We start from the raw sequence: 13,399 nt of genomic DNA, 5'->3' as shown, positions 1-13,399 counted from the left end.
GGAGGTTCCGGGGCCCTTCGCGTGCGCGGCACCTCGGGCCGGGCCGAAGGCCTCAGAGCTCGTAGGTCTGTCGCGGCGCCGCCAGTTCCACCGGTCCGGTGAACACCTCGCGGGCGTCACGGGCGTTGACCTGCGGGTCGGTCCACGGCGGGATGTGGGTGAGGACCAGGCGGCGGACACCCGCGCGGGCCGCCGTCTCGCCCGCCTCACGGCCGTTGAGGTGCAGGTCGGGGATGCTCTCCTTGCCGTGCGTGAAGGCGGCCTCGCACAGGAACAGGTCGGTGTCCCGGGCCAGCTCGTCCAGCGTCTCGGTGACGCCCGTGTCGCCGGAGTAGGTGAGGGACTTCCCGCCGTGCTCGATCCGGATGCCGTACGCCTCCACGGGGTGGCGGACCCGCTCGGTGTGCACCGTGAACGGGCCGAGCTCGAACGTCGACGGCTTCACCGTGTGGAAGTCGAAGACCTCGCTCATGGAAGAGGCCGAGGGGGTGTCCGCGTACGCGGTGGTCAGCCGGTGCTCCGTGCCCTCGGGTCCGTAGACGGGGATCGGATCGCAGCGGCCGCCGTCGTGCCGGTAATAACGCGCGACGAAGTACGCGCACATGTCGATGCAGTGATCGGCGTGCAGATGGCTGAGGAAGATCGCGTCGAGGTCGTAGAGACCGCAGTGGCGCTGCAGCTCGCCGAGGGCGCCGTTGCCCATGTCGAGAAGCAGCCGGAAGCCGTCGGCCTCGACGAGGTAGCTCGAGCAGGCCGATTCCGCGGACGGGAACGACCCCGAGCAGCCGACGACGGTGAGCTTCATGAAGCAGAAACCTCCGTTGGCGGGAAACCGGTGGGCGGGAACAGGAGCCTGAAGGATGCGGGCTGACAGGGGTCGTGCGGTGCGTCGAGCGTAAGGCGCGAAAGCGCGGGTCGCTCCTCCGCCAGGGGCCGTTGTGGGCGAACTCACCTGTGCTGTCACCGGTTCGGCTGGAACCGGGACGTACCAGGGGTGACGGCGCCGCCTGTTCGAGCGAAGCCGGGAAATCACGGGACCGAGGGCGCGCGAGGTGGAGCGCGCGCCGGTAACGTCGTCGTATGGACACGTCCTGGTGGCTGGCGCTCGCGGCGGTGGTACTGCTCGCGCTGGTCGCCACGCTCGTCGACGGCTGGGGGCGCGGCCGCCGGCCCGGCGGGCGGCGGCTGCGGCCGCCGGGCCGCGCGGGCACGCGGGCCGCGCACGCCGCGCGGCCGGCCCCGGGGGACATCTGGTGGGCGAACGTCCCCTACGAGGACCGGCCCGAGGTGAAGGACCGGCCCTGTCTGGTGCTCGCCGTGCGCGGCGACCGGGCCACGGTCGCGAAGATCACCAGCAAGTACCACGACGAACGCGCCGGGGTCATCCCGCTGCCGCCCGGCGCGGTCGGCGACGCCGGCGGCCGCCCCAGCTTCCTGCAGACCGACGAGCTGCGCCAGGTCCCGGTGGGCGCCTTCCGGCGCCGGGTGGGCGTGGTCGACCCGGTCCTGTGGGACCAGGTACGGCACCTCGCCGGTTGACGGACCCGTATCAGACCCGTGGTCAACGGACCCGTACGGTGACCGTCCACTCCTGGACGCCCTTGCAGGAGACCTGCCCGGGAGCGGTGGGCTCGGCGCACAGGGGGCGGGAGGAGACCAGCTTCACGGTTCCGGCGGCCACCGCCTGGTAGGCGGCCGTGGCGTCGCCCGGCAGGATGACGAAGCCCGCGTTGGTGGCCTTCAGCCCGGCGCCGCTCGCGGTGACCGGCTTCCACGGGCGGGCCCTGGTGCCGTCCAGGGTGAGCCGGACCTCGCCGCCCTCGGTCACGCAGAGGGTACGGCCGTTGTCGGCGGCCGTCAGCTCCAGCCGGGTCTCGCACGCACCGGCGGTCGGGTTCGGCGAGCGGGTGGCGGGGGCCGGTGACACCTTGCCGTTGCTGCCGGTGTCCCCGCCGCCTTGGGAGCCGCAGCCCGCGAGGAGCAGCGTCGTGGCCGCGAGTGCGGTGAGGGTCGTACGGCGCATGGGGTCCGCCTTTCTGCCGTCCGTCTGACGTGGCCGGCCGACCGGCCGCCTGGTGCAGATGTGACGTACCACCGGTGTGAACGGATCCACACCTTCGCAGGTGGAAGGAGAAGCAGACGCTCGCCTCATGGGATCGGCCCCCTCAGAGGAGGGGGCCGGTACGTGCTCGGTCCGGGCTATGCCCAGAGCTGTCCCTGCAGCGTCTCGATGGCCTCCTCGGTGGTGGCCGCCGTGTAGACGCCGGTGGACAGGTACTTCCAGCCGCCGTCGGCCACGATGAAGACGATGTCGGCGCTCTCCCCCGCCTTGACCGCCTTCCTGCCGACGCCGATCGCCGCGTGCAGGGCGGCGCCGGTGGAGACGCCCGCGAAGATGCCCTCCTGCTGGAGGAGTTCACGGGTGCGGGTGACCGCGTCGGCCGAGCCGACGGAGAAACGGGTGGTGAGGACGGAGGCGTCGTACAGCTCGGGGACGAAGCCCTCGTCGAGGTTGCGCAGGCCGTAGACCAGGTCGTCGTAGCGCGGTTCGGCGGCGACGATCCGGATGTCCGGCCGGTGCTCGCGCAGGTAGCGGCCGACGCCCATGAGCGTGCCGGTCGTGCCGAGGCCCGCGACGAAGTGGGTGATGGAGGGCAGGTCGGCGAGGATCTCCGGGCCGGTCGTGGCGTAGTGGGCGCCCGCGTTGTCCGGGTTGCCGTACTGGTACAGCATCACCCAGTCGGGATGCTCGGCGGACAGCTCCTTGGCCACCCGCACGGCGGTGTTGGAGCCGCCCGCGGCCGGGGAGGAGATGATCTCGGCGCCCCACATGCCGAGCAGGTCCCGGCGCTCCTGCGAGGTGTTCTCCGGCATCACGCACACGATGCGGTAGCCCTTGAGCTTGGCCGCCATGGCGAGGGAGATGCCGGTGTTGCCGGAGGTGGGCTCCAGGATCGTGCAGCCCGGGGTGAGCCGGCCGTCCTTCTCCGCCTGCTCGATCATGTGCAGGGCGGGACGGTCCTTGACCGAGCCGGTGGGGTTGCGGTCCTCCAGCTTCGCCCAGATCCGGACGTCGGCGGACGGCGACAGCCGCGGCAGGCGCACCAGAGGGGTGTTGCCCACCGCGGCCAGCGGGGAGTCGTAGCGCATCGCTGCTCAGCGGCCGATCAGGCCATGCCGCCGGCGACGGCCGGCAGGATGGTCACGCTGTCGCCGTCGGACAGCTTGGTGTTGATGCCGTCCAGGAAGCGGACGTCCTCGTCGTTCAGGTAGACGTTGACGAAGCGGCGCAGCTGGTCGCCGTCCACGATGCGGGCCTGGATGCCCGCGTGCCGGGTCTCGAGGTCGGCGAACAGCTCGGCGAGGGTGTCCCCGGCGCCATCGACCGCCTTCTGGCCGTCGGTGTAGGTGCGAAGGATGGTGGGGATGCGGACCTCGATGGCCATGGTTGCGGGCTCCTGTCGGAAGGGTTCGTCGATTCGGTGTGCGTGCCTGGGTCCCCCCGGGCTTCGGGCACTGGGGGAGCGCCGCGGGCAGCGGCCGTACGGCGGCGGGGAACGTCAACAGATGGCGCTGTTCAGCCTGCACAGATCGACGTGCAGCCGCGCCACGAGCAGGATGCCCGGCGCCTTCTCGCTCACGTCGTTGAGAACCATGGGCTCATCGTATCGATTCCCGGACCGGGTCCCGGAGTGTGATCCCACATGACGGACGGATTTCGACCAAGCCTTGAGATCAGTACGCCTCCACGACCTTGACCTCCTCCTCCGTGACCTCCCCGTCCAGGATTCGGTAGGAGCGGAACTGGAAGTCACCGAGGCCGTCGGTGTCCGCGGTGGAGACCAGGACGTAGTGGGCGCCGGGCTCGTTGGCGTAGCCGATGTCGGTCCGGGAGGGATAGGCCTCGGTCGCGGTGTGGGAGTGGTAGATGACCACCGGCTCCTCGTCGCGGTCGTCCATCTCCCGGTAGAGCTTGAGCAGGTCCTGCGAGTCGAACTCGTAGAAGGTGGGCGACCGGGCCGCGTTGAGCATCGGGATGAAGCGCTCGGGGCGGCCGGCCCCCTCCGGGCCGGCGACCACGCCGCACGCCTCGTCGGGGTGGTCCTCGCGCGCGTGGGCGACGATCTGGTCGTACAGGGCCTGGGTGATGGTCAGCATGGGGGTCAGGATAAGCAAAGGGGCCGTCCCGTACCGAGCTGTGGTACGGGACGGCCCACATGGCGGACGTCCTGAGCGGCGGCCGACGGGAGAACCACGAGTGCTTCCGGCGGCCGGACGTCCTTTTCCGGGGGTCAGCGCTTGCGGAAGGCCGCGGCCTCGGGGTTGCGGCGCTTGAGCACCCAGTAGGCGACGGCGAGGATCGCGCCCCACAGCGGGGCGCAGTACAGCGAGACGCGGGCGTCCTTGTCGATGCCCATCATCACGATCACCATGAGGATGAACAAGAGCGCGAACACGCTGGTGTACGGCGCACCCGGCGCCCGGAACTCGCTGCGCGGCAGCTCGCCCCGGTCGGCCTTCGCCCGGTAGCGGATCTGGCAGACCAGGATGACGATCCAGGCCCACATGCCGGAGATGGTCGCGAAGGACACCACGTAGTCGAACGCCTTGCCCGGCCACTGGTAGTTGATCCAGACGCCGACCAGCATCAGCGCGGCGGAGAACGTCGTGCCGGCGAGCGGGGTACCGCTGCGGGTCAGCTGGGTGAAGAACTTCGGGCCCTGGCTGTTGAGCGCGAGGTCGCGCAGCATGCGGCCGGTGGAGTACATGCCGGAGTTGCAGGAGGACAGCGCGGCCGTGAGGACGACGAAGTTGACGATGCCGGCGCCCGCGGCCAGGCCCATCTTCTGGAACGCGGCCACGAAGGGGCTCACGCCCGGGTGGAACTGGGTCCACGGCACGACCGACAGGATCATGATCAGCGCGCCGACGTAGAAGACGGCGATGCGCCACGGCACGGTGTTGATCGCCTTGGGCAGCACGGTCTTGGGGTCCTTGGACTCGCCCGCGGTCACACCGACCAGCTCGACGGCGAGGAAGGCGAACATCACCATCTGCAGGGTCATCAGCGTGCTGCCGACGCCGTGCGGGAAGAAGCCGCCGTCGCTCCACAGGTGGCTCACGGAGGCGGTGTCGCCGGCGTCGGAGAAACCGATCGTCAGGATGCCGGCGCAGATCAGGATCATGCCGATGATCGCGGTGACCTTGACCATGGAGAACCAGAACTCCAGCTCACCGAAGAGCTTCACGGAGATCAGGTTGGCGCCGTAGAGCACGACCGTGAAGATCAGCGCCGAGACCCATTGCGGGATGTCGAACCAGTACGTCATGTAGGCGGCCGCGGCGGTGACCTCGGTGATGCCCGTGACCACCCAGAACAGCCAGTACGTCCATCCGGTCACGAATCCCGCGAACGGGCCGATGAACTCGCGCGCGTACTCCGAGAACGAACCCGACACCGGGCGGTACATCAGCAGTTCGCCGAGCGCCCGCATGATGAAGAAGATCACGAGGCCCGCGATGGCGTACGCCAGGATCAGGCTGGGACCGGCCTTGGAAATGCCCTTGCCCGCACCGAGGAACAGGCCGGTGCCGATGGCACCGCCGATGGCGATCATCTGGATCTGCCGGGCTCCGAGCCCGCGCTGATACCCCTCGCCGCCCTCGCTGTCCTCGGCCCGCACGGCCTCGTTGCCGTCGCGATGCTGGTCGACCTGCGCTGAGGTCATGTGTGGTGCGCCTTTCTCCATGCCGAACCGGGCCTTTCGTCGGCCTCGGATCGGGTTTCGATCCCCCCGGATTGATGGAGCTGGGCGGCTTTCGCAAGCCCGCCCGTGCCTGGCCGACGGTCGCCGGCTCGGTGGCGCACCCGGCCGAACATGGGTGGTGTTGGCCGGGCGGTCGTGAAGATTTATCACGGCCGCAATACTGATCACAGAGGCGCGCTGTGACGCATCGCACAGGTAAAAGTGGACAAAGAGCGCTCGAATGCGTCAAAACAGGCCGCAACGGTGACGGGATCGTTATCCGGATTTGAGCGTCCGCTGAGCGAACACAAAATCGTCACCTTCAGGGCATAAGTGTGGTGACGAGGGTCTCCTGGAGGCCGCCCAGCCACAGATAGGCCATCACCATCGGCTTGCGCGGGTCCTCGTCCGGGAGCCGGTAGAGCAGATCCGTGTCGTCCTCGTCGGTGATCTCCAGCCGGGCCCCGATCGCGAGCCGCAGGTCGTTGAGGGCACCGAGCCACTTGCGCGACTCCTCGGGGGACAGCTTGAGCACCGCCCCGCCCTCGTCCACCGGGGCGAGCGCGTCCAGGGTGCGGATCACCGCGAGCGCGCTCTCCCGCTTTCCGGCCCTGAGGTCGTTCTCGGTGTAGCGGCGGAACTCCGAGGAGTGCGCCCGCCGCTCCTCGGCCTCGGCCGGCGAGTCCGGCGCCTTCTCCGGGTCGCTGTAGGCGTCCGGGAAGAGCCGGCGCAGGACAGGATCGGCGGGCGGCTCGCTCGGGCCCTCGGCGAACAGCTCCGCGAGCGGATCGCCGGAGGCGTCGGCACCGGGGCCGGGACCGACGAGCTCCAGGAGCTGCACGGCCAGCGACCGGATGATGGAGATCTCGACGTCGTCGAGCGCGACGGCCGCGCCGCCGCCGGGGAGCGGTTCGAAAAGTCCGGGCATCTAAGTGGGTTCGCTACTTCCGGTCCTGCTGCAGGGTGGCCCACAGACCGTAGCCGTGCATCGCCTGCACATCGCGTTCCATCTCCTCGCGTGTGCCGCTGGAGACGACCGCCCGGCCCTTGTGGTGGACGTCGAGCATGAGCTTGGTGGCCTTGTCCTTGGGGTAGCCGAAGTACGTCTGGAAGACGTACGTCACATAACTCATGAGGTTGACCGGGTCGTTGTGGACGATGGTGACCCAGGGGACGTCGGGCTCGGGTACGGCGAAGACCTCCTCCGCCGACTCGGTGCGTTCGATCTCTACGGGCGCGGGTGACGTCACACAGCCCATGCTGCCACGGCGAGGAAAAATCGTCACACTGACGAAATGGGGGTAGCATCTATCGCCATGAACACAGCGGACCTTGGGCTGCCGGTGGACGTTCCCTCGACGGCGCTCTTCACGGACCAGTACGAGCTGACCATGTTGCAGGCCGCCCTGAAGGCCGGTACGGCCGAACGGCGGAGTGTGTTCGAGGTCTTCACCCGGCGGCTGCCGGACGGGCGCCGCTACGGCGTGGTGGCCGGCACCGGACGCGTCCTGGACGCGGTGGAGAACTTCCGCTTCGACGCGGGCGTCCTCGCCTTCCTGCGCGAGCGGAAGATCGTCGACGAGCGGACCCTGGAATGGCTCGCCGACTACCGCTTCAGCGGCGACGTGTGGGGTTACCCCGAGGGCGAGGTGTACTTCCCGGGCTCGCCGATCATGCGGGTCGAGGGCACCTTCGCCGAGTGCGTGCTGCTGGAGACCGTGATCCTGTCCATCCTCAACCACGACTCCGCGATCGCGTCCGCCGCCTCCCGCATGGCCTCCGCCGCCAGTGGCCGCCCGCTGATCGAGATGGGCGCGCGCCGCACCCACGAGCTGGCCGCCGTGGCCGCCTCCCGGGCCGCGTACATCGGCGGCTTCGCCACCACCTCCGACCTGGCGGCCGGCTTCCGCTACGGCATTCCGACCGTCGGCACCTCCGCCCACGCCTTCACCCTGCTCCACGACCGCGAGCGGGACGCCTTCCAGGCCCAGGTGGACACCCTCGGCCGGGGCACGACTCTCCTCGTCGACACCTACGACGTCACCGAAGCCGTCCGTACGGCGGTGGAGGTGGCCGGACCCGAGCTGGGTGCGGTCCGCATCGACTCCGGCGACCTGCTGCTGGTGGCCCACCGCGTCCGCCATCAGCTGGACGAGCTGGGCGCGACGAACACCAAGATCGTCGTGACCTCGGACCTGGACGAGTACGCCATCGCCTCGCTGGCCGCCGCGCCCGTGGACGCGTACGGCGTCGGCACCCAGCTGGTGACCGGCTCCGGGCATCCCACCGCCTCCATGGTCTACAAGCTGGTCGCCCGCGCCGAGACCACCGACCCCAAGGCGCCGCTGGTGCCGGTCGCGAAGAAGTCCACCGGCGGCAAGACCTCCATCGGGGGCCGCAAGTGGGCGGCTCGCCGGCTGGACGAGGAGGGGATCGTGGCGGCCGAGGTCGTCGGCACCGGTCCGGTCCCGGCCGAGCTGGCCGACCGGCAGCTGCTGGTGCAGCTGGTCAAGGAGGGCGGGGTGGTCGCCCGGGAGCCGCTGGACGTGCCGCGGGACCGCCACATCGCCGCCCGCGAAAGCCTGCCCATGTCCGCGACCCAGCTGTCCCGAGGGGAACCCGTCATTCCGACGGAGTACGTCCACGGGCGCTCGGGTAGCTAGAGCGGGAACGCCGTCCGCCCCCTCGAACGCCCCCTCCCGCCCGGGGCCGGAAGTCTCTAGGCTCAGTTACTTCACTCTCAGTCGAAGGACACCCACCATGCGCCGCGCCTTGATCGTCGTAGACGTGCAGAACGACTTCTGCGAGGGGGGCAGCCTCGCCGTGGCCGGTGGTGCCGATGTGGCCGCCGCCGTCACCGAGCTGATCGGCCAGGCGGCGGGCACCGGATACCGGCATGTGGTGGCCACCCGCGACCACCACATCGCGCCGGGCGGCCACTTCGCGGACAACCCCGACTACGTCCGCTCCTGGCCCGCGCACTGTGTCGCGGGCACGGAGGGCGTGGGCTTCCACCCGAACTTCGCCCCGGCCGTCGCCTCCGGCGCCGTCGACGCGGTGTTCGACAAGGGGGCCTACGCGGCGGCCTACAGCGGCTTCGAGGGCAGCGACGAGAACGACGTCCCCCTGGCCGACTGGCTCCGCGCCCGCCACATCGACGAGGTCGACGTGGTCGGCATCGCCACGGACCACTGCGTACGGGCCACGGCCCTGGACGCGGTCCGTGCGGGTTTCCGCACCCAGGTGCTCCTGGACCTGACCGCGGGTGTCGCCCCGGAGACGACGGAGCGGGCGCTGGAGGAGCTGCGCAGGGCGGGCGTGGAGCTGACGGGCAAGCCGGTGGTCAGCGGCTAGTGCCGCGGCAGGCAACGGTTGCGCGACGGGGCGGATGTTGCCCGTCGCGGCACTGGTCCGGCCGGTTCACCGCGCCACCGCCGGCGTGCGCAGAAGCGCCCGGATCGGACGCCACAGCTCGTTGACGATGACACCGTTGTCGGGGGCGGTGCGCCATATCAGGCCATCAGGGTGGTGCAGCACCGCCGTGACCTCGTCGGGTGTCGGAGGCGCGGCGTTGCCCCGCAGGTAGATCGCGCGCAGGCCCAGGTTGCGCAGCCTGGTCAGGGCTCGGGCGCGGTTGTGGGCGTGCACCAGGACCCGCACCGCGCCGGGGCCCCCGGCGGGGCTGGGGCTCGGCAGGTTCAGCGCCACCACCACCGTGCCGTTCGGTAGCTTGCAGAAGCCTCCTGCGGCCATGCGGTCACATCCCCGTTCCGGTCGGTGTCAATAAGCGGTTCACAGGACGCACCTAAACACGATCGGCGGCAACCCGCCAAGGGGTTGCCGCCGATACGTCTGTGACCTGCGGTGATGCGAACTACTTCACCGCGGGACCGACCTTGAGCGAGATCGTCGAGCCGTCCTTGGCCTCCTTGACGATCGTGATCTTGGTGTTGGTGTCAGTGACCTTGACGCCCCCGGTGGGGTTCGACGGGTCGTAGTAGGTGCCGGCGTGGTCGTTGAACGTCGAGACGCCCTTGGACGCCTTGATCTTCAGCGCGACGTCGGCCTTGTGCAGGGTGATGCCGTCCGTGCCGTAGAGGCTGAACGGGGAGTCGTAGGCCTGGATGCGGTTGCGCAGCAGCGTGCCGTCCGCCCACTTCATCGCCTTCGGGTGCGAGTCGATCGGCAGGATCAGACCGGTGCCCGGGTGGCCGTTGGTGGCGTTCGTGTTGTCGTCCGCCTGGGAGGTGTCCCACTTCCAGATCAGCAGGCCGTTCTGGTACGGGTAGTGCTCCACCCAGTCCGGGCGCGACGCGAAGCCGAAGTTGTACGGGCCGACCTTGAGGGTCTTGTCGTAGGACACGTACTGCCGGTTCTCGGCGATGTAGTACTGCTTGTAGTCCTTGGTGAAGGACGCGCCGATGCGGGAGAAGCCGGCCGCGGTCCAACCGGCGTCCGCGGTCTCGGCGTTGTCCGAGAAGAGCGGGGTGCCGTCGGCGGTCACGGTGATCTGGTCGGCCGTGAAGCCGTTCTCCGCGACACCGCCGTCGGTGGCGTAGCGGAAGCGCAGGTCAATCTTCTTGCCCGCGTAGGCGTCGAGGGGGAACGACAGCTTCTTGTGCGTCTGCGAGAAGCCGCTCAGCGCCGGCTTGCCGCTGGCGTCACGCGGGAGGGCCTGGCCGTCCGCCGTGCCGTCCAGGGCGGTCCAGTTGGCGCCGCCGTCGGTCGACACCTCGGTGTAGACGTAGTCGAAGCCCTCCTCGGTGGCCCACCAGCCGTCCAGGCCGAGGCTCGCCGAGGACTTGCCGGTCAGGTCCACGGAACGGGTCAGCGTGTTCTTGAGGTCGTTGCCGCTGCCGCTCCACCACTGGGTCGACCCCTCGGCCGGCTGGGTGATCGTGGTGGTGACCGCCTTGTCCGGCAGGTTGACCACGAGGGCCTGCTTGTCCCAGGTGTTGTACTCAGCCACGCCCAGCCTGTGCGTGGACTGCTTGCCGGCCTTGGCGGTGTCGTAGTTCAGCCAGCCCAGCTGGAGCTTGTCCCAGGCGTTCATGTCGCCCGGCAGGTCACCGATGGACTCCTTGCCGGTGCCCAGCCAGGAACCGGAGGACATCAGGGTCCAGAAACCGGTGGAGTTGTCGCCGCCGGCGGTGTCGTACTCGTCCGGCAGACCGAGGTCGTGGCCGTACTCGTGGGCGAAGACGCCGAGGCCGCCGTTCTCCGGCTGGATGGTGTAGTCGCCGACCCAGATGCCGGTGTTGCCGACCTGCGCGCCGCCGAGCTTGTTGCTGTCGGGGCCGGTGGCACCGGCGTCGGTGCCGAAGGCGTACCAGCGGTGGGCCCAGATCGCGTCCTTGCCCTCGGCGCCGCCGCCCGCGGACTCGTCCTCACCGGCGTGCACGATCTGGAAGTGGTCGACGTAGCCGTCGGGCTCGTTGAAGTTGCCGTCGCCGTCGTAGTCGTAACGGTCCCACTGGTCGTACTTGGCGAGGTCCTTCTTGATGTCGGCGTCGGTGCGGCCGGCCGCCTTCTGCTGGGCGACCCAGGCGCTCAGGCCGTCGCTGACGACGTTCCACACGCTCGGGCAGTTGGTCTGGCCGCAGGCGTTGTTGCCGTAACGGGCCTCGTTGTAGGGGACCTTGACCCAGTCGGTGACCTCACCGGCGACCGAGTAGCGGCCCGAGGACTGCTTCTCGTAGTACTTCTTCAGCGACTCGGTCTTCTTGCCGGTGCCGAAGTAGAGGTCCTGGTAGTGCTTCTTGTTGTAGTCCTTCTGCCAGGCCGTCGAGTTGTCCTTCTTGCGGTCCGGCGCGGCGATCTTGTTGTGCAGCGGGCCGGCGGTGCCCCCGTACTTGGGATCCGTCTGGTTCCCGAACTCCACCAGGATGGTGAAGATCTTGTCGGTCTTCTCGCGGCTCAGCTCGACGTACTTGCTCCGGCCCTTGCGGCTCTTGAGCTTGACGACCTTCGAGCCGTTGCGCTCCTGCGCGGTGGCCTTGCCCGCTATGAGCTGCTTCAGGGCCTCCTGGCGCTGAGCGTCCTGAGTCTTGCTCAGCGGACCGTCGAGGTCGTGCTTCTGCTGCTTCACCGGGGCCGGGTCGTGCCGGTTGGCGGCAGCGGACCGGGGGGTGCTGCTCGCCTCCGCCACCGCGTAGGTGGCGAAGGTGGCGGAGGCCGCCGCGAGCGTCACTCCGACGGCGGCCGCTCTGAACGTCCAGGATCTGCTGGTCACTTGAGTTCCTCCCCCGCGCCGCGCACACGGACAGGGGGTCCCGAGTCATGGAGGAATCCGTGCGCGCACGTTCAACGCGTGTAATCAAGTGACGACATTTGACTAGAGGTTTAGAAGAAAAGACAGACCTTGACTTGAGCAGGACAAGTGCACTATGCGGAGCGGCGGTTCGCTTTGCGAACATCCGGGGGCCGGTCCGGGAGCGGTGTACGTCCGCTCGACGGGCGCAGGAGCCGGCCCGCTTGCCGGACCCATGACTCCGTGCGCCCCCCATGCACCGGTACCGTGGGTTAGGTCAGGCTTACCGGGCGTTCGACTCGGGCATGCACGCGAAGAGAGTCGAATGGCACCCCCCGCACCCCGAAGACTTCCGAGGACACGATTGCCATGCCTCGTCCGACTGCCGCACAGCTCGCCTACGGTTCCTGCACCGTGATTCTCTCGACGCTCGCCATGCTGCTGCTGTCGCAGGCGAGTTCGGGCGTCGGGATCACCGTCATCGCCCTGGCGGCACTCGGGCTGGGGCTCCTGGTGGCCATGACGGTTCCCGCACCCCGCACCGTCGAGGCGCCCGCCGAGGCCGCGGTGGACGAGGAACGCGTCCCCACGAGCCTGTGACGGGTACGCCCAAAGCGGCGGGCCCGTACGGTCACGGACCCACCGCTGTTGTATGCGTGCCCATAACTCTTCGGCTCAGCGGGTGCTGACCACCACGGTCTTGGCCGCTTTGTCGTGCAGGCCCTGTTTGTACGGCTTGTCGAAGAAGCTCCAGCCGCCGCAGATCGCCGTCCAGACACAGGCGCAGCAGAAGGCGAACGGCACCCACAGCACCAGGGCGCGGATCAGCGAGGTCTGCCCGGAGGGTGTGGCGCCGTCGTCCAGTTGGGCCACCCGCATGCCGAGCCACTTCTTGCCGAGGGTCTGCCCGGACCTGCTGATCATGAAGGTGTCGTAGGCGACATAGAGCACGGCCGCGATGAGGGACTGGGCGACCGACCTGCCGACCTCGATGTGGTCGCCGTCGACGTCGTACTCGCGCACGCCGAACGCCCAGGTGAGCAGCCAGACGACGATACCGACGAGGATCATGTCGATGATCCGCGCGAGCGTCCGCTTACCGCTGTCGGCGAGCGGGGGCATGCCGGCCAGGGGGTCGGCGGGGTAGCCCCCGGCACCGGCTCCGTAGGGTCCGTCGTCGTACGGGCTGCCGCCGTGGGGGCCGCCGCCTTGGGGAGGCGGTTGCCCGCCGCCGCCGGGTGGCGGGGGCTGCCGACCGCCGTACGGGGCGTCGTACGGCGAGCCCGACCCCTGGTCCGACGGGGGCCGCTTCCTGAACGGGTCGTCCTCGGGGGGCTGCTCTCCGGAGCCGGGGGGCGGTTCGCTGCTCATGGCCCGAGTGGAACCCGAACCCCCCGGCTCC

At 69.5% G+C, this 13,399-nt stretch carries 16 protein-coding genes; 4 read left to right on the top strand and 12 right to left on the bottom strand.

Annotation, left to right across the window (positions count from 1 at the left end; genetic code table 11):
* Positions 1 to 52: 52 nt before the first annotated feature.
* A complete protein-coding gene (locus AC07C1_RS28860) occupies positions 53 to 805 on the bottom strand; it encodes an MBL fold metallo-hydrolase (protein ID WP_478943652.1) in 753 nt (250 codons plus the stop codon).
* A 275-nt stretch (positions 806 to 1,080) separates the two neighbouring features.
* Between AC07C1_RS28860 and AC07C1_RS28855 the strand changes: the two genes are divergently transcribed.
* Entirely contained in the window at positions 1,081 to 1,539 is a 459-nt protein-coding gene (locus AC07C1_RS28855; protein WP_478943650.1) for a type II toxin-antitoxin system PemK/MazF family toxin, read from the top strand.
* 22 nt (positions 1,540 to 1,561) lie between these two features.
* Here AC07C1_RS28855 and AC07C1_RS28850 read toward each other — a convergent pair whose 3' ends face one another.
* From AC07C1_RS28850 to clpS, 8 genes are all read right to left on the bottom strand, one after another.
* Positions 1,562 to 2,023 (bottom strand): hypothetical protein, encoded by a 462-nt coding sequence (locus tag AC07C1_RS28850; protein WP_478943648.1) that lies wholly within the window; start codon positions 2,021 to 2,023, stop codon positions 1,562 to 1,564.
* 176 nt (positions 2,024 to 2,199) lie between these two features.
* Complete coding sequence (locus AC07C1_RS28845) at positions 2,200 to 3,150, bottom strand: PLP-dependent cysteine synthase family protein (RefSeq protein ID WP_478943646.1); 951 nt, start codon at positions 3,148 to 3,150, stop codon at positions 2,200 to 2,202.
* Between the two features lie 17 nt (positions 3,151 to 3,167).
* Positions 3,168 to 3,446: a MoaD/ThiS family protein gene (locus AC07C1_RS28840; RefSeq protein ID WP_478943645.1), complete on the bottom strand. Its 279-nt coding sequence runs from the start codon at positions 3,444 to 3,446 to the stop codon at positions 3,168 to 3,170.
* Positions 3,447 to 3,560: 114 nt separating this feature from the next.
* On the bottom strand, positions 3,561 to 3,656 hold the full coding sequence (locus AC07C1_RS28835) for a putative leader peptide (RefSeq protein ID WP_356021866.1): 96 nt from the start codon (positions 3,654 to 3,656) through the stop codon (positions 3,561 to 3,563).
* A gap of 79 nt (positions 3,657 to 3,735) precedes the next feature.
* Positions 3,736 to 4,158 (bottom strand): M67 family metallopeptidase, encoded by a 423-nt coding sequence (locus tag AC07C1_RS28830; protein ID WP_478943643.1) that lies wholly within the window; start codon positions 4,156 to 4,158, stop codon positions 3,736 to 3,738.
* 134 nt (positions 4,159 to 4,292) lie between these two features.
* Complete coding sequence (locus tag AC07C1_RS28825) at positions 4,293 to 5,729, bottom strand: amino acid permease (protein WP_478943641.1); 1,437 nt, start codon at positions 5,727 to 5,729, stop codon at positions 4,293 to 4,295.
* A gap of 340 nt (positions 5,730 to 6,069) precedes the next feature.
* Positions 6,070 to 6,675, bottom strand: coding sequence for a DUF2017 domain-containing protein (locus AC07C1_RS28820; protein WP_478943640.1), 606 nt, complete (start codon positions 6,673 to 6,675; stop codon positions 6,070 to 6,072).
* Between the two features lie 13 nt (positions 6,676 to 6,688).
* Positions 6,689 to 7,006: an ATP-dependent Clp protease adapter ClpS gene (gene clpS, locus AC07C1_RS28815; RefSeq protein ID WP_093720801.1), complete on the bottom strand. Its 318-nt coding sequence runs from the start codon at positions 7,004 to 7,006 to the stop codon at positions 6,689 to 6,691.
* Between the two features lie 57 nt (positions 7,007 to 7,063).
* On the opposite strand from clpS, the gene AC07C1_RS28810 reads away from it, so the two are divergent.
* Complete coding sequence (locus AC07C1_RS28810; protein WP_478943638.1) at positions 7,064 to 8,410, top strand: nicotinate phosphoribosyltransferase; 1,347 nt, start codon at positions 7,064 to 7,066, stop codon at positions 8,408 to 8,410.
* Between the two features lie 97 nt (positions 8,411 to 8,507).
* Positions 8,508 to 9,101 (top strand): isochorismatase family protein, encoded by a 594-nt coding sequence (locus AC07C1_RS28805; protein ID WP_478943636.1) that lies wholly within the window; start codon positions 8,508 to 8,510, stop codon positions 9,099 to 9,101.
* A 66-nt stretch (positions 9,102 to 9,167) separates the two neighbouring features.
* On the opposite strand, the gene AC07C1_RS28800 is transcribed toward AC07C1_RS28805, so the two are convergent.
* A complete protein-coding gene (locus AC07C1_RS28800; RefSeq protein WP_478943634.1) occupies positions 9,168 to 9,500 on the bottom strand; it encodes a hypothetical protein in 333 nt (110 codons plus the stop codon).
* A 121-nt stretch (positions 9,501 to 9,621) separates the two neighbouring features.
* On the bottom strand, positions 9,622 to 11,979 hold the full coding sequence (locus AC07C1_RS28795; protein ID WP_478943633.1) for an immune inhibitor A domain-containing protein: 2,358 nt from the start codon (positions 11,977 to 11,979) through the stop codon (positions 9,622 to 9,624).
* A gap of 387 nt (positions 11,980 to 12,366) precedes the next feature.
* On the opposite strand from AC07C1_RS28795, the gene AC07C1_RS28790 reads away from it, so the two are divergent.
* Complete coding sequence (locus tag AC07C1_RS28790) at positions 12,367 to 12,597, top strand: hypothetical protein (protein ID WP_478943632.1); 231 nt, start codon at positions 12,367 to 12,369, stop codon at positions 12,595 to 12,597.
* Between the two features lie 75 nt (positions 12,598 to 12,672).
* Here AC07C1_RS28790 and AC07C1_RS28785 read toward each other — a convergent pair whose 3' ends face one another.
* Positions 12,673 to 13,368, bottom strand: coding sequence for an RDD family protein (locus AC07C1_RS28785; RefSeq protein WP_478943631.1), 696 nt, complete (start codon positions 13,366 to 13,368; stop codon positions 12,673 to 12,675).
* Positions 13,369 to 13,399: the final 31 nt, after the last annotated feature.

Source organism: Streptomyces sp. NPDC045022, assembly GCF_056432605.1.
Note: the sequence above shows the minus strand (reverse complement) of the source record. Positions and strands in the feature narration are given on the sequence as shown.